19 protein-coding genes and 1 pseudogene are annotated in these 24149 nt (G+C 69.9%); 11 read left to right on the top strand and 9 right to left on the bottom strand.

Annotated features, from left to right (window positions below; all coding sequences use genetic code 11):
- Nucleotides 1–74 precede the first annotated feature (74 nt).
- On the top strand, nt 75–440 hold the full coding sequence (locus tag ACFFGE_RS06660; protein WP_376835467.1) for a hypothetical protein: 366 nt from the start codon (nt 75–77) through the stop codon (nt 438–440).
- On the opposite strand, the gene ACFFGE_RS06655 is transcribed toward ACFFGE_RS06660, so the two are convergent.
- The 5 genes from ACFFGE_RS06655 to hpf all read right to left on the bottom strand — a co-directional run bounded on the left by ACFFGE_RS06655 (nt 437) and on the right by hpf (nt 4563).
- A complete protein-coding gene (locus ACFFGE_RS06655; RefSeq protein ID WP_376835466.1) occupies nt 437–1510 on the bottom strand; it encodes a CobW family GTP-binding protein in 1074 nt (357 codons plus the stop codon). The genes ACFFGE_RS06660 and ACFFGE_RS06655 overlap by 4 nt on opposite strands.
- 199 nt (nt 1511–1709) lie before the next feature.
- Complete coding sequence (locus ACFFGE_RS06650; protein ID WP_376835465.1) at nt 1710–2645, bottom strand: cation diffusion facilitator family transporter; 936 nt, start codon at nt 2643–2645, stop codon at nt 1710–1712.
- A gap of 9 nt (nt 2646–2654) precedes the next feature.
- The gene (locus ACFFGE_RS06645) at nt 2655–3314 is read right to left on the bottom strand and encodes a hypothetical protein (protein ID WP_376835464.1); all 660 of its coding nucleotides are present in this window, start codon (nt 3312–3314) and stop codon (nt 2655–2657) included.
- A gap of 56 nt (nt 3315–3370) precedes the next feature.
- Nucleotides 3371–3835, bottom strand: coding sequence for a PTS sugar transporter subunit IIA (locus tag ACFFGE_RS06640; protein ID WP_376835463.1), 465 nt, complete (start codon nt 3833–3835; stop codon nt 3371–3373).
- Nucleotides 3836–3921: 86 nt separating this feature from the next.
- Nucleotides 3922–4563 carry a ribosome hibernation-promoting factor, HPF/YfiA family gene (gene hpf, locus ACFFGE_RS06635; RefSeq protein ID WP_376835462.1) on the bottom strand — a complete coding sequence of 214 codons (642 nt, stop codon included), beginning with the start codon at nt 4561–4563 and terminating at the stop codon, nt 3922–3924.
- Nucleotides 4564–4794: 231 nt separating this feature from the next.
- Here hpf and gyrB point away from each other — a divergent pair, with 231 nt between their 5' ends.
- Nucleotides 4795–7242, top strand: coding sequence for a DNA topoisomerase (ATP-hydrolyzing) subunit B (gene gyrB, locus ACFFGE_RS06630; RefSeq protein ID WP_376835461.1), 2448 nt, complete (start codon nt 4795–4797; stop codon nt 7240–7242).
- On the opposite strand, the gene ACFFGE_RS06625 is transcribed toward gyrB, so the two are convergent.
- Nucleotides 7239–8477 (bottom strand): DUF2254 domain-containing protein, encoded by a 1239-nt coding sequence (locus ACFFGE_RS06625; protein WP_376835460.1) that lies wholly within the window; start codon nt 8475–8477, stop codon nt 7239–7241. The genes gyrB and ACFFGE_RS06625 overlap by 4 nt on opposite strands.
- 71 nt (nt 8478–8548) lie before the next feature.
- On the opposite strand from ACFFGE_RS06625, the gene ACFFGE_RS06620 reads away from it, so the two are divergent.
- A complete protein-coding gene (locus tag ACFFGE_RS06620; RefSeq protein WP_376835459.1) occupies nt 8549–9430 on the top strand; it encodes an alpha/beta fold hydrolase in 882 nt (293 codons plus the stop codon).
- Between the two features lie 27 nt (nt 9431–9457).
- On the opposite strand, the gene ACFFGE_RS06615 is transcribed toward ACFFGE_RS06620, so the two are convergent.
- Nucleotides 9458–10423, bottom strand: coding sequence for a sodium-dependent bicarbonate transport family permease (locus ACFFGE_RS06615; protein WP_376835458.1), 966 nt, complete (start codon nt 10421–10423; stop codon nt 9458–9460).
- A 97-nt stretch (nt 10424–10520) separates the two neighbouring features.
- On the opposite strand from ACFFGE_RS06615, the gene ACFFGE_RS06610 reads away from it, so the two are divergent.
- Nucleotides 10521–11420 (top strand): LysR substrate-binding domain-containing protein, encoded by a 900-nt coding sequence (locus ACFFGE_RS06610; RefSeq protein ID WP_376835456.1) that lies wholly within the window; start codon nt 10521–10523, stop codon nt 11418–11420.
- A gap of 109 nt (nt 11421–11529) precedes the next feature.
- Nucleotides 11530–11703: pseudogene (locus ACFFGE_RS06605) on the top strand (cation:dicarboxylate symporter family transporter); the annotation flags it as partial.
- Here ACFFGE_RS06605 and ACFFGE_RS06600 read toward each other — a convergent pair.
- Nucleotides 11660–12883 (bottom strand): MFS transporter, encoded by a 1224-nt coding sequence (locus tag ACFFGE_RS06600; protein WP_376835588.1) that lies wholly within the window; start codon nt 12881–12883, stop codon nt 11660–11662. The pseudogene ACFFGE_RS06605 and the gene ACFFGE_RS06600 sit on opposite strands and share 44 nt — an antisense overlap.
- A 43-nt stretch (nt 12884–12926) precedes the next feature.
- On the opposite strand from ACFFGE_RS06600, the gene ACFFGE_RS06595 reads away from it, so the two are divergent.
- From ACFFGE_RS06595 to ACFFGE_RS06575, 5 genes are all read left to right on the top strand, one after another.
- Nucleotides 12927–14084, top strand: coding sequence for a LacI family DNA-binding transcriptional regulator (locus ACFFGE_RS06595; RefSeq protein ID WP_376835455.1), 1158 nt, complete (start codon nt 12927–12929; stop codon nt 14082–14084).
- 68 nt (nt 14085–14152) lie between these two features.
- On the top strand, nt 14153–15568 hold the full coding sequence (locus ACFFGE_RS06590; protein WP_376835454.1) for a glycoside hydrolase family 30 protein: 1416 nt from the start codon (nt 14153–14155) through the stop codon (nt 15566–15568).
- 120 nt (nt 15569–15688) lie between these two features.
- Nucleotides 15689–18526: a TonB-dependent receptor gene (locus ACFFGE_RS06585; RefSeq protein ID WP_376835453.1), complete on the top strand. Its 2838-nt coding sequence runs from the start codon at nt 15689–15691 to the stop codon at nt 18524–18526.
- Between the two features lie 81 nt (nt 18527–18607).
- Nucleotides 18608–20560: a glycoside hydrolase family 3 protein gene (locus ACFFGE_RS06580; RefSeq protein WP_376835452.1), complete on the top strand. Its 1953-nt coding sequence runs from the start codon at nt 18608–18610 to the stop codon at nt 20558–20560.
- A 35-nt stretch (nt 20561–20595) separates the two neighbouring features.
- Nucleotides 20596–22158, top strand: coding sequence for a tryptophan halogenase family protein (locus ACFFGE_RS06575; RefSeq protein ID WP_376835451.1), 1563 nt, complete (start codon nt 20596–20598; stop codon nt 22156–22158).
- On the opposite strand, the gene ACFFGE_RS06570 is transcribed toward ACFFGE_RS06575, so the two are convergent.
- Entirely contained in the window at nt 22094–23083 is a 990-nt protein-coding gene (locus ACFFGE_RS06570) for a cupin-like domain-containing protein (RefSeq protein ID WP_376835450.1), read from the bottom strand. The two genes, ACFFGE_RS06575 and ACFFGE_RS06570, sit on opposite strands and share 65 nt — an antisense overlap.
- Nucleotides 23084–23136: 53 nt before the next feature.
- Here ACFFGE_RS06570 and ACFFGE_RS06565 point away from each other — a divergent pair, with 53 nt between their 5' ends.
- On the top strand, nt 23137–23811 hold the full coding sequence (locus tag ACFFGE_RS06565; RefSeq protein WP_376835449.1) for a DUF6445 family protein: 675 nt from the start codon (nt 23137–23139) through the stop codon (nt 23809–23811).
- The last annotated feature ends 338 nt before the right edge of the window (nt 23812–24149 follow it).

The following is a 24149-nucleotide window of genomic DNA, read 5'->3' as shown; positions in this document are numbered from 1 at the left end:
TCGCGGAGTCCGACCTGGCGCGCTGGGTCGGAGCCGAGGCTCTGGTCTATCCGATCGCCAACACGGCGCATGTCGTGGGGGCCATCCTCGTCGTCGGCGGCGTCGGCCTGCTTGACCTGCGTCTGCTCGGATACGGCCGCCGCCTGGACCCGGCGGCCTTGTCCCGGGCGGTGACGCCCCTGGCGCTTGCGGGTTTTGCGATCATGGCGGTGAGCGGGGCCCTGATGTTCGTCGCGGACTCGGAGGCGCTCGCCGGCTCGACCCTGTTCCAGGTCAAGCTGGTGCTGATCGGCCTGGCGGGCGCCAACGCCCTGGCCTTCCGTCGGATGTTCCGCGTGCTCTCCAACGACATACCGCCCGCCGCGAGACTTCTGGGCGCGGGGTCGCTCGGCCTCTGGCTGGGCGTCGTCGTGCTGGGCCGACTGATCGCCTACTTCTAGGCCAGGCAGTTCTCGAAACCGGCTCTCAGCGCCGCCTCGTCGAGGTCGCGGCCGATGAAGACGGCGCGGGACCAGCGGCGCTCGGTCTCGCCCCAGGGCCTCTGGAGGTCGCCCTCCAGGATCATGTGGACGGCCTGGAACACGAGGCGGCGATCCTCGCCGGCGACGTCGATGATGCCCTTGGCGCGCAGGATGTCCTGGCCCTTGGCGGCCAGCAGCTCGTCGATCCAGCGGGTGAACTTCTGCCCGTCGAGCGGCCGGTCCAGCGACAGGGCCACCCCGCGCACGTCGTCGCCGTGACTGTGGCCGCGAGGGCCGTGGTGATGGTCGTGCCCGTGATCGTGGTCATGATCGTGGTCATGATGATCGTGGCCGCAGTGCGCGTCGTGGACGTGGCCCTCGGCCCCGTGCGGCGGATTGACGAAGTCGGGGCGGACCTCGACGACGCGCTCCAGATCGAAGGCGCCGATGTCCAGCACCTGATCCAGCGGCACGCGGGCCCGCTCGGTGCGGACGATGGGCGCCAGCGGGTTCATGGCGCGCAGGCGGGCCTCCACCGCGTCGAGCGTCGCGGCGTCCACGAGATCGGTCTTGTTGAGGAGGATGCGGTCGGCGAAGGCCACCTGCTCGCGCGCCTCCTTGGAGTCGTCAAGGCGGGCCATGACGTGCTTGGCGTCGACCAGGGCGGTGACGCTGTCCAGCCGGGTCTTGGCCTTGACGTCCTCGTCGACGAAGAAGGTCTGGGCGACCGGGCCCGGGTCGGCGAGGCCGGTGGTTTCGACGATGATGGCGTCGAAGGCGGGCTTTCCGGGCCGCTGGCGCTTCATCAGACCGGAGACGACCCGGATCAGGTCGCCGCGCACCGTGCAGCAGACGCAGCCGTTGTTCATCTCGAACACGTCCTCGTCGGCGCCGACCACCAGATCGTTGTCGATGCCGATCTCGCCGAACTCGTTGACGATGACGGCGTAGCGCTTGCCGTGGTCCTCGGTGAGGATGCGGTTCAGCAGCGTGGTCTTGCCGGCGCCGAGATAACCGGTGAGCACGGTGACGGGGATCTTGTCGGTCATGGGCGTCATCTAGGGCGCGCCGGCCCTCGCCGCCAGCGCCGGCTTAGTGAGGAGTGCTGGTGACGAGTGCTGGTGAGCAAGGGGTGAGCGAGCAGGTTGATGATGTGCATCCCGGGCGCGCCGCATCCCTAATTGCTTGGTATGGAACCGACCCGCCGCAACGCTCACCTCTCGCTCACTAGCACTCCTCACCCCGGCGTCAGCAGCCCGGACAGTCGGGCAGCTCGCGCGTTTCCAGCTGGAGCGTGGTGTGATCCACCCCGGCGGCGCGGGCCAGCGCCTGGGCCTCGCACAGGAGGTTGTCGGGGTCCGCGCGGTCATGGACCAGGTGGGCGGTGAGCGCCGTCTTCGTGGTCGAGAGCGGCCAGACGTGCAGGTCGTGCACGCGCTCGACACCTTCCAGCGCCTCGAGACCGGCCTTCAGCCCAGCGACGTTCACCGAGGCCGGGGCGGCGTCCAGCGCCATGTCGACGGAATCGCGCAGCAGGCCCCAGGTGCCCCACAGGATCACCGCCACGATGGCGAGGCTGGCGATCGGGTCGACCAGGGTCCAGCCGGTCAGAAGGACGACGCCGCCGACGATGACCACGCCGATCGACACCGCCGCGTCCGCCAGCATGTGCAGATAGGCCCCGCGGGCGTTCAGGTCCGCGTGCCGGTCGCGCAGGAACAGCAGCGCCGTGCCCAGGTTGATGACGAAGCCGAGCGCCGCCACCGCCATGACGACGCCTGACTGGACGGGCTGGGGATCGGCGAGACGCTCCACCGCCTCGAGGCCGATGGCGGCGCAGGCGACGATCAGCAGGACGGCGTTGGCGAGCGCCGCCAGCACCGTGGCCTTGCCGTAGCCGTAGGTGCGCCGCTCGCTGGCGACCCGGCGGGCCAGCCACGCCGCGCCGCCGGCCATGGCCAGGCCGAGCACGTCCGACAGGTTGTGGCCGGCGTCGGCCAGGAGCGCGGTCGACCCGCTGATCAGCCCGGCCGCGGCCTCGCAGCCGACGAACACGAGATTGACCGTGAGCCCGAGCAGATAGCGCCAGTCGCCGGTGTCGGCGGGCGCGTGGTGGTGGTGATGATGGTGGCCGTGGCCATGCCCCGGATGACCGTGGTGATGGGCGTGGGCGTCGTGGGCCATGCGGGGAGCCTAGTGGCCGCGCAGGGCGACGAAAAGGGCCAGCCCCAGAAGCGCGAAGCCGAGGATGGCGCGCTCGTACCGGGCCCAGCGCTCAAGCCGGAAAGCCTCCGCGCCGGCGCGGGCGATCAGCACGAGGCCCAGCATGCCCGCCAGGGTGCCGAGCGCGAGGGCCCCGGTCAGGGCGGCGATCACCCCCATGCCCTGATCGGCGGCGGTCAGATAGAGCGGCAGCAGCACCTCGCCGGGCGAGATGGCGAGCAGGGCGATCAGGCCGAGCGCGGCCGCCCTGTCGCGCGACGGCTCGGGAGCGTCGTTGAGGGCCGCCGCCGCGCCCGCGAAAGCGGGCTGTCGCACCGCGCGCAGGAGATAGAAGAGGCCGAAGCCTGCGAGGAAGACCGCCGCGACGCGGGGCGCCAACCCCTCCACCCAGGTCTCGAGCGCCAGACCGGCGCCGACGATCAGCAAGCCGACCAGCGCGGTCGAGGCGATGTGGGCCAGCGCCGCCATGGCCGTCACGATCGACAGGCGCGTCGCGCTCCAGCCCTGGGCGCGGGCGACGAGGACGAACGGCAGCCAGTGCGTCGGCAGCACGGCGTGCAGGAGCGCCGTGACCAGCCCGCCCCCGATGAGGGAGACCGCGATCGGATCGGTGAGGGCGCCCAACGACATGGGCGACCCTCTACAATGTTACTTTCTAACAGTCGAGCCCCGGCCGACGACAACGGTCAGGCGGCGCGGGCCTCGGCGCCGTCGACCAGCAGGGCGAGGATCTGGTCGGCCGACTGGGCGGCGCGCAAGGCCTCCCGGCGTTCCGGGGAACGCAGGAAACGCGACACCGCCGCCAGCGCCCGCAGATGCTCGGCGCCGTCTCGCGGAGGCGCGAACAGGGCGAACAGGATGTCGACGGGCCGCTCGTCCACCGAGGCCCAGGCGACGGGTTGATCGAGGCGCATGAAGACGCCGCAGACCCGCTGAAGGCCTTCCACCCGCGCATGGGGCACCGCCACGCCGGCGCCGAGTCCGGTCGAGCCCAGGGCTTCCCTTTCCATGAGAGCGTCGAAAACCCGGTCGTCCGCGGCTCCGAACAGGGCGGCCGCGGTCGCCGACAGATCGTGCAGCGCCTGGCGCTTGGAAGATACACCGGCGCGCAGCAGGACCGCGTCGGCCGTGAGCAACTCGACTATGTCCATGGCAGGCGACGCTCGACTCGATACGGACCCCGGGAGACGGGCGGCGCCCGTTTAGACGCTTCGCCCGCCAAATGCAAAAGAGCGGCTCAGCCGTGGCCGTTCGCCTTGACCGTCCGTTCGGGGTCGATCCAGCCGATGTTGCCGTCGGGCCGCCGGTAGACCACCGACACGCCGCCGTGACCCGCGTTCCTGAACATCAGGATCGGATAGCCCGTGACGTCGAGCTCCAGCACCGCCTGGCCGACGGTGAGGGTGCGGATGTGGGACTGGGTCTCGGCGATGACCATGGCCGCGGGCGGGCCTTCGTCCTCGCCGCCGGCGTCGCCGAAGTCCTCATCCTCGACGGACTCCGGATCGCGGAGCACGAGACTGCGGGCCACCGCGCGCGCGGCGTCCTCTTCCTTCTCGGGCGACAGTCCGCGCGGACCGGCGTGATGGTTCTTGAGCCGGCGCTTGTAGCGGCGCACGCGCTTCTCGAGCTTGTCGAGGCTCTCGGCGAAGGCGCCGTGGGCGTCGCCGCCGAGGCCGGTGGTGTAGAGGGTCTGGCCGGACGCCAGTCGGACCCAACAATCCACCTTGAACAGGTGGCCGTCCTTGGTGACCACGACCTCGGCGTCCTGACCGCCGCGCTCGAAGTACTTGCCGACCCCGTCGTTGAGTTCCTGGGTGATGCGCGAGCCTAACGCTTCGCCGACATCAACGTGCTTGCCGCTGATCTGGACTTGCATGCGGATAGAACGCGACCGTCCGGCTTCGGTGTCAAGCCGATCACCGTTTTGTGCGGCGATCCACGAAACGGCGCGAATTCGCGAAGGGCGGGAGCGCGGCTTTTCCTCGCAATCTGCGGCGGAGACCTTATATCTGGACGGTGTCTCGGCGACCGAGATTCGCGAGCCCCGACGGGCTTTTCGGCCGCCCCTGTCCGCCCGCTCGCCGGGCCTATCCGAACCACGAACCGAATGACCGACGAAACCTCCTCCGACGCCGCAGGACAATCCGAATACGGCGCGGAGTCCATCAAGGTGCTGAAGGGCCTGGACGCGGTGCGCAAGCGCCCGGGCATGTACATCGGCGACACCGACGACGGCTCGGGCCTGCACCACATGGTCTATGAGGTGGTGGACAACGCCATCGACGAGGCCCTGGCCGGCCATGCCACGCGGGTCGAGGTGATCCTGAACGCCGACGGCTCGGTCACCGTGACCGACGACGGGCGCGGCATCCCCACCGACATCCACGCCGGCGAGGGCGTTTCGGCGGCTGAGGTCATCATGACCCAGCTGCACGCGGGCGGTAAGTTCGACCAGAATTCCTACAAGGTCTCCGGCGGCCTGCACGGGGTGGGCGTGTCGGTGGTCAACGCCCTGTCGGACTGGCTGAAGCTGAAGATCTACCGCGGCGGGCAGGTGCACGAGATGCGCTTCGAGCGCGGCGACACGGCCGAGAGCCTGAAGGTCACGGGCCAGGCCCCGATCCGCGCCGACGGCCCCCGCGCGGGGCAGCCGATGACGGGTACGGAGGTGACCTTCTATCCGTCGGTGACGACCTTCTCCTCGATCGACTTCGACCTGAAGACGCTGGAGCACCGCCTGCGGGAGCTGGCGTTCCTGAACTCCGGCGTGAAGATCCGGCTGGCGGACCATCGCGGCGCCGAGCCGTTCGAGGAGATCCTGCACTACGAGGGCGGGGTCGAGGCCTTCGTGCGCCATCTGGACAAGTCGAAGTCGCCGATCCTGAAGGACGTCATCGTCATTCGCGGCAAGAAGGACGGGATCGAGCTGGATCTCGCCCTGTGGTGGAACGACGGCTACCACGAGACCATGCTGTGCTTCACCAACAACATCCCGCAGCGGGATGGGGGCACGCACCTGTCGGCCTTCCGCGCGGCCCTGACGCGGGTCATGGGGGGCTACATCGATCAGGCGGGCGCCGCGAAGAAGGAGAAGGTCTCCGTCACCGGCGAGGACGCGCGCGAGGGCCTGACCTGCGTGCTGTCGGTCAAGGTGCCGGACCCGAAGTTCAGCTCCCAGACCAAGGACAAGCTGGTGTCGTCCGAGGTGCGCCCGGCGGTCGAGGGCCTGTGTCAGGAAGGCCTGGCGCAGTGGTTCGAGGAGCATCCGGTCGAGGCGAAGATGATCGTCTCCAAGATCGTCGAGGCGGCCGCCGCCCGCGAGGCGGCGCGAAAGGCCCGCGAGCTGACCCGGCGCAAGTCGGCGCTGGAGATCAGCTCGCTGCCTGGCAAGCTGGCGGACTGCCAGGAGCGCGATCCGGCCAAGTCGGAGCTGTTCATCGTCGAGGGCGACTCTGCCGGCGGCTCGGCCAAACAGGCGCGGAACCGTGAGAACCAGGCGGTGCTGCCGCTGCGGGGCAAGATCCTGAACGTCGAGCGGGCGCGCTTCGACCGAATGCTGTCATCGGACCTGATCGGCACCCTGATCCTGGCGCTCGGCACCGGCATCGGGCGCGACGACTTCAACGTCGAGAAGCTGCGCTACCACAAGATCATCCTGATGGCGGACGCCGACGTGGACGGCGCGCACATCCGGACCCTGCTGCTGACCTTCTTCTATCGCCAGATGCCCGAGCTGATCGAGCGCGGCCACGTCTACATCGCCCAGCCGCCGCTCTATAAGGTGATGAAGGGCAAGCAGCATCGCTACCTCAAGGATCAGGCGGAGATGGACGCCTATCTGATCGAGGAAGGGTCCGCCGAGGCCGAGCTGGACCTGGCGACCGGCGAGCGGCGCACGGGCCTGGACCTGCAGTCGCTGGTGCGCGAGGCCAAGGCCTTCAAGGGGCTGGTCGACCGGCTGGCGACGCGGGCCCCGGCCTTCGCCATCGAGCAGGCGGCGCTGGCGGGCCTGTTCGACGAGGCGGGCGATCCCGTGGCGGTCGCGTCCGAGGCGGCCAGGCGCATGGACCTGTTCGCGGAGGTCGGGGACGGCCCCTGGTCGGGCGAGGCGGGGCACCAGGGGGCGATCGCCTTCAACCGCACGCGCCGCGCGGTCTCGGAGTCCATCGTGCTGGAGGAGACCCTGATCCGCTCGCTGGACGCGCGTCGTCTGGCGGAACGGGCCAAGGCCTTCCAGGGCGTCTTCGACGGCCGCGCCGTCTATCGCCGCAAGGACAAGTCGACCGACATCCGGGGGCCGATCGACCTGCTGAACGCGGTGCTGGACGCGGGCAAGAAGGGCCTGTCGATCCAGCGCTACAAGGGCTTGGGCGAGATGAACCCGGAGCAGCTGTGGGAGACCACGCTGGACGCCAACGCCCGCACCCTGCTGCAGGTCAAGATCGACCACGCCGACGACGCCGACGACCTGTTCGCCAAGCTGATGGGCGACGTGGTGGAGCCCCGCCGCGAGTTCATCCAGGAGAACGCGCTCGACGCCGAGGTGGACGTCTAGCCGCTCCAGCGGGCGGCGGCGCGCACCTCGGTCAGATCGTCTTGGAGGGTCAGGGCCTGTTCGGCGCGCGCCAAGGCCTGGCGCGACTGGCGGCGAGCGGCGTCGGCGAAGCCCTCGGCGGGGACGCGGGCGAGCTCCTCCAGGCCGTGTTGGAGGGCGATTTGCACCTCCACGAAGGCGCGGCCGTCGCGGGCGATGGGCCGGAACACGTCCTCGAAGGCGTCGTCGATAGGGAGTTGAGGCACGCGAACCCGGCCGCAGCGCACCTCGCCGCGCGAGCGTCGGCAGTCCTCGCCCAAGTGGCTCAGCGCCCGCACCGCCGCCCCGACCGCGTCGATCGCGGTGCCAGGGTCGTTGATGCCCGGCGACAGGGCGCGAGAGGCGATCTCGCCCAGGACGACCAGGCCGAAGCGCGGATCCTGGCGAAAGTCCCGGCGCTGTTCGATGACGAAGCTCTTGCGGAGCTTGGCGACGACGTCTTCGTCGGCCTCACCCTCCACCACATGCATCAGGGGTTGGGACAGGCGGGTGAAGGCGCCCGGCAGGAGGGCCAGCTGCAGCACCAGACCGTGACGCTCCGCCAGGCTCTGCAACGCATCGACATCGATCATTTGCACATAGCCGATGGATGTCGGGGGAACGGGCTGGGCCCCGAGGGGGACGGGCCCTGCGGGCGCACCGCCGAGCAGCGGCTCGCGGTCCTTCAACGCCAGCTCGAATTCGCTCTCCACCCGCCTGACCGCATCGCGAACCCGAACCATGCGCGTGATCGCGTCGACCCAGGTGACCAGGCGGACGATGACCCAGGCGACGACGAAGAGAGTCAGCAGAAACAGAACCAGTCGCGCGCCCGCGCCGAACTGGCCCGTCGCGAGCCCGATCAGCGCGAGCAGGCTGTAGACGAAGGCGCCGAGGAAGACGCTGACCGCCCGCAGCGCGCTTTTGTCCTGCATCAACAGCGCAGCGGCGCGCGGACTGGCGTTGCCCAGCACCGCCGTGTGCGCCGCGACGATGGTGGCCATGGAGAAGGTCGCCACGGGCAGCATGGCCGAGGCGAGCAGCGTCAGGACGGAATCCACAGCGTTCTCGCCCAGCCGTCCCGTCCAATCCGAGGGCACGTATCGACCCAGCAAGGGCGTGGCCGCCACGGCGAGCATCGACAGGGCGGTTTGCAGTCCGACCCTCGGACCGAGCCGGCGGGTGGTCTGGGCCAGCTTGAACAGCCACGCTTGCATGGGATGACAACGCACGGCGGCGGCGAAACGATGCCTCGTCTTCGCCAAAGACCTTGGTTAGGCGCGGCGGCATGTTTCGACTGATCCTGATCGCCCTGTGTCTGATCGCGTCGCCCGTTGCGGCGGCGGCGCAGGCGTTCGTGTCCGACCGCATCTCGGTCGAGACGCGCGGCCGCGGGCCCGACGTGATCCTGGTCCCGGGCCTGGCCTCGACGCCGGCGGTGTGGCGACGCACCGCCGAGGCGCTGGACGACCGCCACCGGGTGCATCTGGTTTCGATCAAGGGGTTCGGGACCCTGCCGGCCGGGGCCAACGCCGACGGGCCCGTCGTCGGACCGTTGGCGGACGAACTGCGCCGCTTCATCGCCCAGGAACGGCTGGGTCGTCCCGCGGTGATCGGCCATTCGATGGGGGGCCTGGTGGCGCTGAGGGCCGCCGCCGACGCCGGCCGTCTGGGCGGCGCCGGGCCCGGCCGGATCATGGTGGTGGACGCCTCGCCCTTCTTCCCGGCGCTGATCCATCATGGCGCGACGGTCGGCGACGTCGAGCCCGTGGCGCGGCTGGCGTATTCGGCCGTGCTGTTCCTCGGCGCCGAGGCCGTGGCGGACCAGGGCTCGATCCTGGGCGGGCGGCTGGCGCCCCAGGCCGAGGCGGTGTTCTCGACCCTGGGCTGGCAGGGCGGCGATCGCGGCGTCATCGCCCAGGCGCTCTACGAGGTCATGACGCTGGACCTGCGTCACCGGCTGTCCGAGGTGCAGGCGCCGGTGACCGTCGTCTACGGCTGGAGCCGCAATCCTGACGCGGCGCGCGGTCGGCTGGATCCCCTGTTTCGGGCCGCCTACGCCAGCCTGCCGAGCGGCGCCCGCTTCGAGCGGATCGAGGGCGCCGAGCACATGGTCATGATCGACCAGCCCAACCGTTTCCTCGCCGCCGTGCGCAGGTTCCTGGCCTGACGGGCGCGGCGGGCCGCGCCGTCATTGTCACGCCCACAGCCAGGCCGCCGTCGCCGCATAGGCCGAAATGCCGATCAGGAGGTTGAACGGAAAGGTCACCGCCAGCGACGCGGAGACGTACACGCCGGCGTCCGCCTGGGGGGCCGCCAGCCGCATGGCGGCGGGCACGGCGATGTAGGAGGCGGATCCGGCGAGCACCGCCAGCAGCGTCGCATCGCCCTGGGCCAGTCCCGTCTGCCGCGCCAGGATCAGCGCCAGAAACGCCGAGGCGACGGGGAACGCCAGGGCGAAGCCGACGACGGCGGGCGTCATCTTCCGCCCATCGGCCATGAGGCGTCGGGCCGCGATCAGGCCGACGTCCAGCAGGAAGAAGCACAGCGCGCCCTGGAACAGCGGGCCGACGAAGACCTCGAGACGCTCAAGGCCTCGCTCGCCCGAGATCATCCCGACGACGAAGCTGCCGATGAGCATCACGGCGGCGGCGTTGACGAACACCTCGCGCAGGACCTTGGCGCGCTCGCCGGGCTGACCACGACCCGCCCGGTTCAGCAGGATCAGCGCGGTCAGGATCGCCGGCGTCTCCATCAGCGCCAGCACGGCGGCCATGTAGCCGGCGAAATCGACGCCCTGGGACGTCAGGTGCTGCTGGGCGGCGGCGAAGGTCACGACCGAGACCGAACCGTAGGTCGCCGCCATCGCGCAGATCGTGGCGCGGTCCAGTCGCGTGAGCCGCCGCAGCGCCGCATAGGCGATCAAGGGGGCGAGGGCGCTGAAGGCCAGGCCCAGGGCCGCCGTCATGGCGAAGTCCGGGCCCCCCCCCGCCAGGCGCGCCTCGACCCCGCCTTTGAAGCCGATGCAGAGCATCAGATAGAGCGACAGCGTCTTGGCGGCCTGATCCGGCAGGTGCAGGTCGGAGCGGGCGAAGGCCGCCGCCATGCCGACGACGAAGAACAGGATCGCGGGCGAGGTTAGAAGGTCGAAAGCCGAGGTCATGGGCGCCTGTCGGTTGAAGGGCGCGCCGCAATGGCTCGACAGGGCTCCATCTCACAACACGATTGATGGAATGCGAGACATAAGTAATCATGATGACATGACGCCCACCCTGGACCTAGACCTGTTGCGCGCCTTCGTCGCCGTCGCCCAGGCGGAGAGCCTGACCCGCGCGGCCGCGCAGCTCGGCCGGAGCCAGCCGGCGCTCAGCCTTCAGATCCAGAAGCTGGAAGCGGCCCTGGAGCGCCGGCTGTTCGATCGCTCGAAGTCCGGCGTCACCCTGACGGCGCAGGGGCTGGACTTCCTGCCCCACGCGACCCGCCTTTTGGCGCACAATGACGAGGTGGTCGCCCAGCTGCGCGAGACCTTCGTGGCCGGCGACGTCCGCTTCGGCGCGCCGGAGGACATCGCCACAACCCATCTGTCCTCCATCATCGCCCGCTTCGCCGAGGGCCATCCTCGCGTGCGCCTGTCGGTCACCTGCGACTTCACCAGCAATCTTCTGGCGCTGCTGTCGCAGGGCAGGCTCGATCTGGCGGTCGTCAAGCGGGAGCCGCTGCCTGGGGCGGATCCGGACCGGCTTTACACCGAGCCGCTGCTGTGGGCGGGCCGGGATCTGGAGCTGTTCGCCCAGGAGACCGTGCCGCTGGTGCTCGCGCCGGAGCCCGACATCTATCGGCGACGCGCGCTGACGGCGCTCCGGGCGCATGGACGGTCGTTCCGCGAAGTGTTCGTCTCCCCCAGTTTCGCCGGTCAGGTCGCGGCGCTGCAGGCGGGGCTCGGCGTCGCCGTCATGCCGCTGACGTTCGCGCCGCCGGCGCTGCGGCTGGCCGCGCCCCACCTGCCGCCGCTCGGCGCCATCGAGATCGCCCTGGTGCACGCCAAGGGCCGCAGAACCGGCCCGGCGGAGCTGCTGTCTCGCGACATTCGTCAGGTGATGCAGCAGGACAAGCGCGGCGCGGCCTCGGCGGCCTGGGCGCTGGAGCGCGAGCCGTCCTGACTCGCCCGTGCGCGGCGGGACCGGGCGGCGATCGACCGTCGTCCGGGCCGCCCCCGGGGTGTCGCCGCCAGAGCCCGCCGCGCCGTCCGGACCGCCACGCCGCAAGCCGATCTGGGCCCAGCTCTATGTGCAGGTGATCGCCGCGATCGTGCTGGGCGCCGTCATCGGCCATGTCTGGCCGGCGTTCGGCGAAAGTCTGAAGCCGCTGGGCGACGCCTTCATCCGGCTGGTGAAGATGATCATCGCGCCCGTGATCTTCCTGACGGTCGCGGTCGGCATCGCCCTCGGGGGCTTAGGGCTGTCAGCGGGGTCAGGAGTAGTCCGGCGACGCCCAGGGCGACCGCCGAGGCCAGAAAGACGATGGGCAGATCTGCGCCGAGGACGAATAGGCCCGCCGCCGCCGCCGGCGCCAGGCTCTGGGGCATGGCGATGGCCACGTTCATCACGCCGAGGTCGCGACCCGCGTGCGCGGGCTCGGGAAGGATCTCCGCCGTGAGCGCGGCGACCGTCGCGGCGTGGACGCCGTGGCACAGCCCGAACAGGCCCTGGGCGAGAAGCGGAGCCGGCCACCGGGGCAGGACGACCAGCGCCGCGAGGGCGGCCCCCATGCCGACTGCGCCCCCGATGACGAACGGCGCGCGGCGGCCGACCCGATCCGACAGAGCGCCGGCGCCGAGCGCCCCGGCGGTCGCTGAGACGGTGGACGTCACCATCAGCAGGCTGAAGATCTCGACCGCGGTCCAGCCCGCGGGCGCGGCGGCCCGCGGCAGGGCCTGGATCAGGAAAAGGAGGTAGAGGGTGTGCACCGCGACCCCCGTCTCCGCGAACAGGCGTGAGACGAAGGCCAGCGCGTAAGGCGGGCTGCGAAACGCGCCGAGGGAGAACCGGAGGCGGGCCGGCCGGCCCGTCGTCTCCGGCTCGGACAGGCGAAGCGCCAGCGGAAGGATCAGCGCCGCGGCCGTGATCGCCACCGCCGCGAAGGCCAGGCCTTCGCTCCCCGCCCATCTGGCGACGACGACCGCGGTGAACAGGTTCGCCAAGGGCAGCGCGACGCTGGCGAAGGCCGAGGCGAGGCCCTTCTGGTCATCCGGCACCAGATCCGGGACAAGCGCGCACAGCGGGCCGTAGAGCGCGTTCACAGCCACCTGGAAGGCCGAGAGACTGAGAATCAGGGCCAGGGGCGAACTCGCGCCCGCGATCGCGGCGAGCGCCGCCGCCGTCATCGCCAGGCCGCCGAGGATCCATGGACGCCTGCGCCCCATCCGACCCGTCGTGCGATCGCTGAGCACACCGGCGGCGATGTTGGCGACCGCCGCCACGAGCCCCCCGATCATCGCCGCCTGGCTGAGCAGCAGCGTCTTGTCGGACCCGGCGATGGCCTCCGCCTTCAGGGGCAGGAGCAGGGTCAGCAGCGGAATGAAGGTGACGTAGGCGCCCGTCTGGGCCGCCAGATACCCGAGCATGAAGGCCGGGCTTCGGCGGGAGGGAGTCGGCGCGGCGGAGATCATGCGGGACATCATCGCCACGACGAGTCCCGGCGTCGACCCGTTGCTAACCTCCGTCCGTCGCGCCTACGCTCTCGGCCCATTCGCCGAGGCCGTCGTGTCATCCAAGAAGCCCACCATCGATGATGTCGCCCGCCATTGCGGCGTCGCGCGCACGACCGTCTCGCGGGTCCTGAACGGCGGGCCGAACGTGCGCGACGAAGTTCGGCAGCGGGTCTGGGCGTCGGTCAAGGCGCTGGACTATCGGGTCAATCCGCAGGCCCGCTCGCTGGCGGGCGGGCAGAGCCGCATGCTGGCCCTGATCGTGGCCTCGGACCTCGACGCCCAGCCGAACTCCTTCTACGCTTCCGCGCTCGAGCTGGGGGCGCTGCGCGAGTGCCTAGGCCTCGGCTACCAGCTGCTGACCCGTCACGTCGCCCAGGATCGGCCCAACCGCCGCGAGCAGGTTCTGGAGCTGATCCGCAGCCAGCGCTGCCAGGGGGTCATGCTCACGCCGCCCTTCGCCGACGACGTGGAGCTGATCGAGTCGATCCAGGCCCTCGACTGCCACGCCGCCTGCATCTCGCCGGGCGGCGCCGGGCGCGACGCCGCCGATGGCGTGGGGATCGACGACGCCGCGGCCGGCGCCGACATCGCGCGGCGGATGATTGACCTCGGCCATCGACGCTTCGCCTTCATGGCCGGCATCCCCGGCCATCTGGCGGCGGAGCGGCGGCATGAGGGCCTGCGCGGCGCCCTGGCCGCGGCCGGCCTGGATCCGGACGAGGTGGCGGTGGTCCGGGGCGACTTCACCTTCCGGTCCGGGGCCGCCCTGACGCCGCAGCTGCTCGAGGCGCCCACGCCGCCGACGGCGCTGATCTGCGCCAACGACGACATGGCGGCCGGCGCGCTGTCGGTCGCGCACGGGCGGGGCATCGACGTTCCGGGCCGGCTGTCCATCACCGGCTTCGACGACACCCCAGTTTCGGAGGTCATCTGGCCGCCCCTGACGACCGTGCATCAACCGCTGCGGGAGATGGCGGGAGAAGCGGTGCGCGCCCTGTCGGGCCGCATTGGCGGCGACCGGTCCCCGCCGCGCTTCGTCACCCTGTCGCACGCTGTGGTCGAGAGGGCGTCCGCCGGAGCGCCTCCCGGCGCCCGGCTGCGCGCGAGGGCTTGACCCGCGCCCGCCGAACCGTCCTACTGGAAGCGCTTCCAAAGAAGACTTCATCAAGGGCGAGGCGAGGAATGTTCGGGAAGAACCCTGTCGGGCTGCGCAGGTCGCTGATGGCGACGCTGGCCCTCGTGGCGGTCGGCGGCGCGGAAGCCGCCGAGGCCCAGGTCCGGGCGTGGATCACCTCCGGCGACCAGTCCCGTCTGATGCAGCCGCAACCGGTCGCCGGCTGGAGCGCCGGGGGCCCGGGCGAGGTCGTGACGCTTGACCCCGGCGAACGGCGCCAGACCATGGTCGGGTTCGGGGCGTCGATCACCGATGCGTCGGCGTACCTGATCCAGACGCGGCTCACCCCACAGGCGCGCGACGCCTTGCTCCAGGAGTTGTTCGGCCGGGGCGAGAGCGGACTCGGCTTCAGCTTCACCCGCGTGACCGTAGGGGCTTCGGACTTCTCGCTCAGCCACTACACCCTGGCGGACACGCCGGATCCGACGCTGGCGGGCTTCTCCACCGCGCCGATGGAGGTTCATGTCTTCCCCACCGTGCGGGCGGCGGTCGCCATCAACCCCGAGCTGAAGGTCATGCACTCTCCCTGGAGCGCGCCCGGCTGGATGAAGACCACCGACAGCCTGATCCAGGGACAGCTCAAGCCGGAGTTCTATCCGACCTACGCCGACTATTGGGTCCGCTACCTTCGGGCCGCCGGGGCGAACGGCGTTCCGACCGACTACCTCAGCATTCAGAACGAGCCGGACTTCGAACCCGACAGCTATCCGGGCATGCGCTGGCCGCCCGCCGACCGCGCGGTGTTCATCGGCCGCCACCTGGGTCCGGCGCTCGACCAGGCGGGGATCGAGACCCGCATCCTGGACTGGGACCACAACTGGGACCAGCCGCAGCAGCCGCTGACGGTGCTGGCCGATCCGGTCGCCAACCCGTACGTCGACGGCGTGGCCTGGCACTGCTACGCGGGCGAGGTCGGCGCCCAGAGCGAGGTGCGGGAGCGCTTTCCCAACAAGGACGTCTACTTCACCGAATGCTCCGGCGGCCAATGGGCGCCGGCCTTCTCCGACAGCTTCAGCTGGACCGTCAGAACACTGATCATCGGCTCGGTGCGCAACTGGGCGCGCGGCGTGCTGATGTGGAACCTGGCGCTCGATCAGGCGTGGGGCCCCCATGCCGGGGGATGCGGCGATTGCCGCGGCGTCGTGACCATCGACAACGGCACCGGGGAGATCACCCGGAACCAGGAGTACTATGCGTTCGGCCACGCCAGCCGGTTCGTTCTGCCGGGCGCGACGCGGGTGGAATCGGGCGAGGCGCCCGGAGTGTCGAGCGTGGGCTTCGTCAATCCGGACGGGCGGCGGGCGCTGCTGGTGTTCAACGACCGCGAGGTCGCGGCCGCCCTGCGGGTCGGCGAGCCGGGTCGCCTCGCCAGCGTCATCCTGCCCGCCAAGAGCGCGGCCACCTATGTCTGGGACGCGCCCTGATCCGGACGAGGGATTGCGCCGGAGCCTAAAGCGCGCTATCGATTGGAAGCGCTTCCATCGCCGATGCGGAGCCCAAGAACAAGGACGCGCCACAGGCGCGCCGGGGGAAGGAACGGAAACATGCGACGCACGAAGGTCGACCGGTCGCTCATGGCGGCGTCCGTATCGGCGCTGGCCCTGATCTCGGCCGCGCCGGGTCTGGCTCGAGCCCAGGAGGCCGCGCCCCCGCAGGAGCCTGACGTCACCGAGGTCGATGAGATCATCGTCACCGGCCTGCGGCGGGGCCTCGCGGATTCGATCGAACTGAAGCGGACTGAAACCTCGATCGTCGAGGCGGTCTCCGCCGAGGACATCGGCAAGCTGCCGGACGTCTCAATCGCCGAGTCCATCGCGCGCCTGCCGGGTCTCGCGGCCCAGCGCGTGAACGGCCGCGCCCAGGTGATCTCGATCCGCGGCCTGGCGCCGGACTTCACCACGACCCTGCTCAACGGTCGGCAGCAGGCGTCGTCCGGCGACAACCGGGCGGTGGAGTTCGACCAGTACCCTTCCGAGCTGCTGTCCGGCGTCGTGATCTACAAGACGCCGGACGCGGAACTGTCCGGCTTCGGCCTGTCGGGGACGGCGGACCTGCGCACCGTGCGCCCGCTGGACTTCGGCGAGCGCGCCATCGCGCTCAACGTGCGGGGCGAATGGCTTGAGGACGGCGACCTGAACAGCGATGTCGAAAGCACCGGCGCGCGGGTCTCCATCAGCTACATCGACCAGTTCATGGACGGGACCCTGGGCCTGGCGCTCGGTTACGCCCACCTCGACTCGCCCTCACAGGCGCGCCAGTACAAGGCCTACGGCTATGAGGCCTTCCCCGGCGACCGCACCTCGCCGGACAGCGCCGACGGCGCCCTGTTCCTCAATGGTCAGGAGATCTTCGCCACGTCTCGGGTGAACACGCGCGACGCCTTCATCGGCATCGCCCAGTGGCGGCCAAACGATCGCTGGGAATCGACGCTGGATCTCTACTATTCCCAGTTCGATCAGGAAGAGACGCGGCGCGGCGCCCAGTGGTTCTCGAACTACTACGCCGACGACGTCGCCTACTCCAACGTCCAGACCGAGGATCGCGGCGGCTCGCTGTTCGCCGTTTCCGGGACCGTGGAGAACGCCGTCCCGATCCTTCGCAACGACTTCAACACCCGCGAGGACGAACTGTTCGCCGTGGGGCTGAACAACGAATACGAGCTGGACGAGCGCACCCGTCTGACGGCGGACCTGTCCTATTCGTCGAACCAGCGCCGCGAGCAGATCCTGGAGACCTACGCTGGCTATGGGCTCGGAACGGGCGGTGTGACCGGGGCGACCCCGAACGTCGGCCGCACGCTGGACGACATCAGTTTCGACATCTCGGATGACGGATTCCCGACCTACGCCGAGGGCCTGGACTACGCCGACGCCTCGCGGGTCTCGCTGGGCGACCGGGCGCCGTGGGGCGGCTGGGCGCACGACGGCGCGATCCGTTTCCCGGACGTCGAGGAGACCATCTACGCCTTCGACGTGAAGGGCGAGCGCGAATTCGACGGCATCATCAATACCGTCACGGTCGGGGTGAACCTGACCAATCGCGAGAAGATGAAGCGGGTCGACGACTTCGATCTGTTCCTCAAGAACGGCCGACAGCAGGCGCTGGTGGACCCGCAGTACCTCGTCGAGCCGACCTCCCTCGATTTCGCCGGCTTCGGCAACGTGCTTAGCATCGATCTGACCCGCGCTCTGGACGTCTACTGGGACCGCGCGCCGATCCTCGACGCCAATTTCTACGACAAGAACTGGGACATCGAGGAGGAGGTCGTCACCTATTTCGCCAAGGCGGACTTCGAGTGGGGCCGCTTCCGGGGCAACTTCGGGGTCCAGATCGTGGATCAGACCCAGGAGTCCACCGGCGTCATCATCAACGGCCTGGAGCCCGGTCAGCCGATCGTCCCGACCTCCATCACCGAGGGCGACAGCTATGTGGACACCCTACCCAGCCTGAACGTGATCTACGACCTGGGCGGCGGGCACCGGCTGCGCTTCGCCGCGGCCAAGACCATGGCCCGTCCGCGGATGGACGAGATGCGGGCCAATGTGACGCCCGGCTTCAACTCCCTAGTCTGCAGCGGCCAGACCTGCGTGGCGGGCGATGAGGTGAACCCCTGGTCGGCGTCGGGCGGGAACCCCAACCTCGAGCCCTGGCGGGCCACCGCCTTCGACCTCGCCTACGAGTGGTACGTGGACTCCACGACCTATCTGTCGATCGCGGCCTTCTACAAGGACCTCGAGACCTACATCTACACCCAGACCAGCGAGTTCGACTTCTCGGGCATTCCCATCCCCGCGACGGCGACCGCGATCCCGCCGGGCGTCATCATCAGCCCGATCGGCTCGATCAGCCTGCCGGCGAACGGCGAGGGCGGCACGATCGAGGGGCTGGAGTTCTCCGGCGCGCTCAACTTCGGCACGATCTGGGAGCCGCTGGACGGCCTCGGGGTCATTGGCTCGCTGTCGCTGACCGAGTCGGACCTGAACCCCACCGCCAACCCGGGCTCGCCGGTGCGCATCCCGGGCCTGTCCGGCACCGTCTACAACGTCACCGCCTACTATGAGCGCGGCGGCTTCCAGGCGCGAATCTCCAAGCGCTTCCGCGAGGCGTTCAAGGGCGAGGTGGTTCAGCTGTTCGCCACCCGGGGGCAGACCGAGATCCTGGACGACGAGCAGGTCGACGCCCAGATCGGCTACACCTTCCAGGACGGCGCGCTGGAGGGGCTGGGGCTTCTGTTCCAGGTGAACAACCTGACCAACTCCCCGTACCAGACCCGCCTCGGAATCGACGGCGGCGGGACTACGACCGCGGACGGCGGCTTCCTGCCCGAGGTCTACGAAGAATACGGGCGGCAGTTCCTGTTCGGCGTGAACTACCGCTTCTAGACCCTCCTGAGCCCTGGGGCGGTCGCGTGCGGCCGCCCCGCTTTTTTCAGGCGACAACCTTCCAGTCCGAGAGTGCGTTCGATGAAGACCCTTCGCCTCATGCTCGCCGCCTCCGCCCTGGCGCTCGCCGCCTGCGCGGGGGGCGGCGCTCATCCCCGAGGCGAGGACGTTTCCGCGTGGCCTACGGCCGTTTCACCGGTCGCCGCCGAGCCGCTCATGGAGGCGCGCATCGCCGCGCTCGTGGCGGAGATGACCCTGGAGCAGAAGATCGGTCAGATGACGCAGCCGGACGTGCGCTTCATCACGCCGGCAGAGGTGACCGAGTTCTACATCGGTTCGGTCCTCAACGGCGGCGGGGCCTGGCCGAACATGGACAAGGACGCCACCGTGGCCGAGTGGGCGGCCCACGCCGAGATTTTCCATGACGCGGCGATGCGCACCGACATGGCGACGCCGATCCCGCTGATCTGGGGCACCGACGCGGTGCACGGCCACAACAATGTGCGTGGGGCCACCCTGTTTCCCCACAACATCGGCCTGGGCGCCGCCGATGATCCGGACCTGATCGCGCGGATCGGACGCGCGACTGCCCAACAGGTGCGGGCCACGGGCATCGGCTGGGTCTTCGCGCCCACCGTCGCGGTCGGCCAGGACCGTCGCTGGGGCCGCACCTATGAGAGCTACTCCAGCGATCCCGCGCTGGTGGCCCGCTACGCGGAGGCGATGGTGGAGGGGCTCCAGGGAGAGCTGAGCGGCGACGGCGACGTGGTGGCGACGGCCAAGCACTTCCTCGGCGACGGCGGGACGTTCCAGGGCGTCGACCAGGGCGAGAACAGGGCGTCTGAGGACGAGATGATACGCGTCCACGCCGCCGGCTACTACGCCGCGCTGGCCGCCGGCGCCCAGACGGTCATGGCCACCTACAACAGCTGGAACGACGTCGAGGCGGGCCGTGACTACGGCAAGGTTCACGGCAGCCGGGAACTCCTCACCGACGTCCTCAAGGCGCGCATGGGCTTCGACGGGCTGGTGGTCTCGGACTGGAACGCCATCGAACAGGTGCCGGGGTGCCGAAAGGACTGGTGTCCCCAGGCGATCAACGCCGGCGTCGACATGATCATGGTCCCCGAGGACTGGCGCGCGTTCATCGCCAACACCGTGCGCGACGTCGAGGAAGGCCGCATTCCGATGGCCCGGATCGACGACGCCGTCACACGCATCCTGCGGGTCAAGATGCGCGCAGGCCTGTTCGAGCGGCCGACCGCGAGCAGCCGGTTCAACGCCGACGCCTCGGCGGTGGACTTCAGCGATCTCGCGCGCGAGGCGGTCCGCCGGTCCGTGGTCCTGCTCAAGAACGACGGCGCGGCCTTGCCGCTGGCGCCCGAGTCCCGGGTACTGGTGGTCGGGGCCAGCGCGGACAGCCTGTCGAACCAGACCGGCGGCTGGTCCCTGACCTGGCAGGGCACCGAGAACACCGACGCCGACTTCGGGACCGGCGAGACCCTGCTGACGGCGCTGCGGCGCGCGTTGGGCGAGGCCGACGTGACCTATTCGATCGATGGCGCGGGCATGAACCCGGCCGACTACGACGCGGTCGTGGCCGTGATCGGCGAGACGCCCTATGCGGAGTATCACGGCGACGTGCGCTTCCCCCGCCCGGTCCAGCACAGTCAGCTCCATCCCGCCGACCTCGGGGTCCTGCGGGCCGTCTCCGGTCGCGGGGTCCCGGTGATCACCGTGCTGTACTCGGGACGCCCGGCCTATGCGAACGACCTCATGAACCTGTCCGACGCCTTCGTTGCCGCCTTCCTGCCGGGAACCGAGGCGGACGGCCTGGCGGACCTGCTGGTCGGCGGACGACACGACTTCAGCGGGCGGCTGTCCTTCGTCTGGCCCGGCTCGGCCTGCTCGACCGGCGAGGGCGAGGAGGACGTGGTCCAGTTTCCGCGCGGCTATGGTCTGAGCTACGCTCGACCCCGCACGGTCGGGACGCTGCCCATGCCCAACACGCCGGAGGCCTGTCCCGAGGCCTGATCTTCGCGGCCGGCCAGGAGACCTGGACCAAGACGATGCGACAGCTCAACCGGATCCTGATCGTGGGCGGCGGCTCTGCGGGCTGGATGACCGCAGCCTTGCTGTCGAAGCTGCTCAAGGGCCGCTACGAGATCACCCTGGTCGAATCCGAACTGATCGGCACGGTCGGCGTCGGCGAAGCCACCATACCGGCCATCAAGAAGTACAATGAGCTGCTCGGCCTGGACGAGGCCGACTTCATGCTCGCCACCCAGGGCACCTACAAGATGGGCATCCAGTTCAACGACTGGGGCCATCTCGGCGAAAGCTACATCCACGGCTTCGGCGTGATCGGGCGCGAGCTCGAATGGCTGCGCTGCCATCACTACTGGCTCAAGATGAACGCGCTCGGGCGGGCGGGTCCGTTCGAGAACTTCTCGATCAACACCGCAGCGGCGCTCCAGAACCGCTTCATGCGGCCGGACCCCCGCCTGCCGGAATCGCCGCTCGGCCGCATCGGCTACGCCTATCACTTCGATGCGGGACTGTTCGCGCGTTATCTGCGGGGCCTCGCCGAGAGCCGGGGCGTGGTGCGCCGCGAGGGCCGGATCGCCGGCGTCCAGCTCGGCTCGGACGACGGCTTCGTGCGGTCCGTCACGCTCGACGACGGAGCCGTCCTCGAGGCCGATCTGTTCATCGACTGCTCGGGCTTTCGCGGCCTGATCATCGAGGAGGCCCTGAAGACCGGCTATGACGACTGGAGCCGCTGGCTGCCCTGCGACCGCGCCATCGCCATGCCGTGCGAGCGTACCGAACCCCTGCTGCCCTATACCCGCGCGACCGCCCGCGACGCCGGCTGGCAGTGGCGCATCCCGCTGCAGCATCGCACCGGCAACGGCTGCGTCTACGCCAGCGCCTTCATCGGCGACGACGAGGTGGAGGCGACGCTTCGCGCCCATCTGGACGGCGCCCCGACCGGCGAGCCGAACCGGCTGCGCTTCGTCACCGGCAAGCGCAAGCGGGTGTGGAACCGGAACTGCGTCGCGCTGGGTCTGGCGGCGGGGTTCATGGAGCCGCTGGAATCCACCTCCCTGCACCTCATTCAGACCGGCGTTCTCAGACTGATCAGGCTGTGGCCCGGGGCCGGCTTCGACCCGGCGGACATCGCCGAGTTCAACCGTCAGACCGACTTCGAGTACGAGCGCATCCGGGACTTTCTGGTCCTGCACTACAAGGCCACCCGGCGCGACGACACGCCGTTCTGGCGGCACTGCCGCGAGATGGCGATTCCGGACACCCTCCAGCGCAAGATCGACCTCTGGATGGCCCACGCCAGGGTGGTGCGCGAGGACGAGGAGCTCTTCGCCGAGGAGAGCTGGATTCAAGTCTTCCTCGGTCAGGGCTGGACGCCCCGCGGCTACGACCCCCTGGTCGACGTGTTGGACGAAACCGAGATCGAGACCTTCGTGCGCAATGTGGAGACCACCATCCTCAAGTGCGTCGCCGTGATGCCCGAGCACGCCGCCTTCGTGGCCAAGCACGTCAAGGCTGCGCCTATCGAAGTCGCGCCTTCAGGGCCGCGCGCAGCCGCGCCAGTCCTTCTGCGGTCGGCGGGCTGAGCGCGCCGCGCCGGGTCTCGGGCAGGTGCGCGGCCGGGTCGCCGTCCAGCTGGAAGACGTAGTGGTCGAACATCGCCCGCCAGGCGCGCCTCTGCTCCGGCGGCAGGGTGCGCAAGGCGATGAGCCCATGCAGCATCACGTCCCACGGCGACCCCAGCCCGCGCGACGCCGGGTCCCACCAGTAGTTGACCAGAACGTTGAAGGGCTCCGTGGCCTCCACATGGTGGTACCAGTGGTAGGGGATGTAGATGGCGTCGCCAGGCTCCAGCACCGCCTCCCGCGCCGCCTCGAACGCCCGGCGGAATCGAGGATAGGTCTCAAGGTCGGGATCGGTCAGATGCACCAGGCTGACCTGGACGCCGCCCGGGGTGTCGTCGAACGGCCCCATGTAGAGGTCCCCGACCGCCTCCGGAGGGAACAGGGTGAAGCATCGACGGCCGGCCGCGACGCAGGCGATGTTCTCCGACGGGTCATGATGGATGGCCACCTTGGCGGCATTGCCGATCCACAGGCGGCCGGGGATCTGCTGGGGCAGCAGGGGCATCCGGTGGCGGGCCGCAAACTGCGGCAGGCGCTCCGCGGCAGGCAGTCCCTGCACCGCCAGGGCGGGCGGCCGGGCTTGCCGCGCCGCCTCGGCGACGGCGTCGAGGAAGGCGCCGAGCGAGCCTTCCTGCGTGACGAAGTTCGCCCCGCCGACGGTCGCGCCGTAGTGGAGCCGCCCTTCGGCCTCCGGCTCGGCCCGAAGGAAACGCACGGGGCGATCATCTGCGAGGCTGCGCAGCAGGTCCGGCCCGTCGCCCGCTCGATCGGCGCGCACCAGGGGCCAGTCGTTCACCAGCCCCCGCAGCACCATGGGCTCGGCGCGTCGCCGGATGGCGCGAAAGTCGTCGAGGGACACGTGGAAGACTTCGGGCAAGGGGCGCATGGCCGAACCCTACCGCCTCCGCCCATCCCGTCGCCAGCATGGAGCCTCGGCCGATGAGCCACGCCCCCGTCATCGACGTCCATCGCCTCGGCGCCGAGGGTCAGCCTGTCGTGGTGGTCGATGGATTCGCGCCCGACCCGGAGCGGCTGGCGGTCGCGGGTCGCGAGGCCGAGCTCGCCCCCATGGGGCCTTACTATCCGGGCGTCCGCGCCCCCGTCGCGGCCGATTACTTCGAAGGCCTGGTCCAGGTGCTGGCCCCGATCCTGCGTGAGGTCTTCGGAGCCTCGGGCCGGGTGCGCGTGGACCGGGCCCTCTATTCGGTGACGACGCTTCAGCCCGAGCAGCTCAGTCTGGCCCAGCGGCTGCCGCATATCGACGGGGTGGCGCCGGGCATGATGGCGGTGATCCATTATCTCGGCCCGCGCGACCTTGGCGGCACGGCCTTCTTCCGGCATCGCACGACGGGCTTCGAGTTCATCGACGCGGCCCGGCATCGCGCCTATCTCGACGCCCTGGCTCGGGACCTCCGAGAGCACGGCGCGCCGCCGCCCGGATACATCGACGGCTCCACTCCCCTGTTTGAGGAGATCGGACGCTTCGACGGCGACTTCAACCGGGCTCTGATCTATCGCGGCGGCCTGTTGCACTGCGCCCGCCCCGCCCCGGAGACTTTGGGACCAAATGCGAAGATGGCGCGGCTGACCGTCGCGAGCTTTCTGAGCGTGTGATGAGAGCCAAGGGGGGCCTATCCACAAGCTTCTCGCCCAAAGGCGAAGCGGTAGGTTCTGGAGACCGAGTTTGTTCTTTTGACATGATGGTCAGACGCCTCGCGCCCGCGCCTTAGTCGCTGAACTGGTGCGGGCGACCGGGGTCGAACCGACACTCCTCTCGGAGCCGGACTCCGAGGCGTCCCAGGTGCGCTGTCCCTAGCGTATCCGGTTGGCTGCCATTCCACTGCCACGCCTTGAAAATGCTATCCGACCTTCGCCGGGATCGAGCCGGAGCATGAACCTCCCCCATGGCCGCGCAGTCGAAGCGGCAAAGGTCTGCGGGGCGGAGCGAGAGG

Origin of the sequence: Brevundimonas balnearis, from assembly GCF_042434805.1 — a bacterium.
In the GTDB taxonomy this organism is placed as follows: Bacteria; Pseudomonadota; Alphaproteobacteria; order Caulobacterales; family Caulobacteraceae; genus Brevundimonas; species Brevundimonas balnearis.
Note: the sequence above shows the minus strand (reverse complement) of the source record. Positions and strands in the feature narration are given on the sequence as shown.